This window comes from Stenotrophomonas sp. 2YAF22 (genome assembly GCF_052114665.1).
Classification (GTDB): Bacteria; Pseudomonadota; Gammaproteobacteria; order Xanthomonadales; family Xanthomonadaceae; genus Stenotrophomonas; species Stenotrophomonas indicatrix.
On the sequence record NZ_JBFRFE010000865.1, the window covers coordinates 1 to 1,316 of the forward strand.

The window sequence follows — 1,316 nt, forward strand, 5'->3', positions numbered from 1 at the left end:
GCCAAGCACGATGTCGTCGCGCTCGACGGTGCGGGCGCGGATGCGGTCGATGAGGGTGAATTCGGCCAGGGACATGGGGTGCTCCGGCGGGTTGCATGGATGGGCGGCGGGCGCGGATGCGGGCGGATGATGCCGGTTGGGTGGAACCGGCTGGGTAGAGTCGACTGCTAGTCGACTGCTCTCCCGTCCGACATCAAGACCGCTGTTCGAAAGGCGGTCGACTAACAATCGACCCCACCAAAGCAGGATCCCAACCGTGCCAACCAAGGTTGGCATCTACCCGGAAGCGTCCAGACCCGCCCAAGGCGGGCACAGGTGGGTCAGTGACCCGATTCGACCTTGCGCCATTCCACGGCGGCACGATCCAGCACGCCGTTGACGTAGGTGTGGCCGTGTTCGGAACCGAAGCGCTTGGCCGATTCGATGGCTTCGTTGATCACTACGCGGTACGGCACATCCAGACGGTAGCGCAGCTCGTAGGCGGCCAGGCGCAGCACCGCGCGTTCGATCGCGTCCACTTCTTCGATGCCACGGTCCAGGTACGGGCCGAGGGCTTCGTCGATGTCGCGACGGTTGTCGAGCACGCCATGCACCAGCGCTTCGAAGTACGCCAGGTCGGCGATTTCGCGGGCCTGCTCGTGGGCGAACTGGGCGATCAGCGACTGGCCGTTGCCACCGGAGATCTGCCAGGCGTAGATGGCCTGCACGGCACGACGGCGCGCGCGCGAGCGCAGCACCGGATCGATGCCATCGCGGCGGACGGGTTTACCGGAGGGCTTGCCCTGGGTGTTCTTGTTCATGGCAGCTGCTCCAGAAGGTTGACCATTTCCAATGCGGCGAGTGCGACTTCCTCGCCCTTGTTGCCGTGGCTGCCGCCTGCGCGGGCCTCGGCATCTTCCACGCGTTCCACTGCCAGCACGCCGTTCAGCACCGGCACGCCGAAGTCCAGCTGCACGCGCATCAGGCCTTCGGCACAGCGGTCGGCCACGTGTTCGTAGTGACGGGTGTCGCCACGGATCACGCAGCCCAGGGTGAGGATGGCGGCGTGTTCGTGGGCGGCGGCCAGGCGCGCGGCAACCAAGGGCAGTTCCCAGGCACCCGGCACGCGGATCACGTCGATGCTGGCTTCGGCAATGCCGTTGCCGGCCAGGCTCTGGCGGGCGCCAGCGACCAGCACATCGGTGATGCGGGCATTCCAGCGGCTGGCCAGGATGGCGAAGCGCGCCGATTCGGGAGTGCGAAGATCGCCTTCGTAGTGGCTCATATGCGGCTTGGGATTCGATTAAGGGGTAATTCTACCGTGGATGGGCCCCGGC

The 1,316-nt window shown here is 66.2% G+C and carries 3 protein-coding genes; all 3 read right to left on the reverse strand.

Annotated elements, in window-relative coordinates; genetic code table 11:
- Nucleotides 1-276, reverse strand: a 276-nt coding sequence (locus AB4Y84_RS21800; protein WP_442250953.1) for a hypothetical protein, incomplete at its 3' end; no start/stop codon positions are given.
- A 44-nt stretch (nucleotides 277-320) separates the two neighbouring features.
- A complete protein-coding gene (nusB, locus tag AB4Y84_RS21805) occupies nucleotides 321-800 on the reverse strand; it encodes a transcription antitermination factor NusB (RefSeq protein ID WP_442244667.1) in 480 nt (159 codons plus the stop codon).
- On the reverse strand, nucleotides 797-1,264 hold the full coding sequence (ribH, locus tag AB4Y84_RS21810) for a 6,7-dimethyl-8-ribityllumazine synthase (protein ID WP_089238735.1): 468 nt from the start codon (nucleotides 1,262-1,264) through the stop codon (nucleotides 797-799). Before ribH ends, nusB begins: the two co-directional genes overlap by 4 nt.
- Nucleotides 1,265-1,316: the final 52 nt, after the last annotated feature.

Excerpts from the sequence above, each read along its gene's own strand:
- nusB (WP_442244667.1), bottom strand. The coding sequence starts at position 800 with ATGAACAAGAACACCCAGGGCAAGCCCTCCGGTAAACCCGTCCGCCGC.
- ribH (WP_089238735.1), bottom strand. The coding sequence starts at position 1,264 with ATGAGCCACTACGAAGGCGATCTTCGCACTCCCGAATCGGCGCGCTTC.